Raw genomic sequence first — 228 nt, 5'->3', positions numbered from 1 at the left:
CGCCGGTTTCCGTCTCGTTCCACTCCCTGTTTTCGCCTCCTCGCGGATGGCGATCCGGTCCTCGAGCAGCTTGTTGTAGATGAACCGGGCGCAGCCGATCGTCCGGACCAGGAAATCGGCCTGTGCCGGCGTCGGATGGAGCCTGTATGTGTAGCCTTTCAGCATGTCCGTCTCTCCTCCCCTCAGAAGATCGTGATGTGTCTTCTTCATCCGATACCCGTGGAGGGG

The 228-nt window shown here is 60.5% G+C and carries 1 protein-coding gene; it reads right to left on the bottom strand.

The features are described from left to right. Positions 1 to 165, bottom strand: a 165-nt coding sequence (locus tag KNO86_RS14645) for a helix-turn-helix domain-containing protein (protein WP_214697390.1), incomplete at its 3' end; no start/stop codon positions are given. Between the last annotated feature and the right edge of the window lie 63 nt (positions 166 to 228).

The sequence above is a fragment of the Exiguobacterium sp. s160 genome, assembly GCF_018617575.1.
GTDB classification, from domain to species: domain Bacteria; phylum Bacillota; class Bacilli; order Exiguobacteriales; family Exiguobacteriaceae; genus Exiguobacterium; species Exiguobacterium aestuarii_A.
The sequence above is the reverse complement of the archived record's forward strand: the minus strand, read 5'-3'. Positions and strand labels throughout refer to the sequence as shown.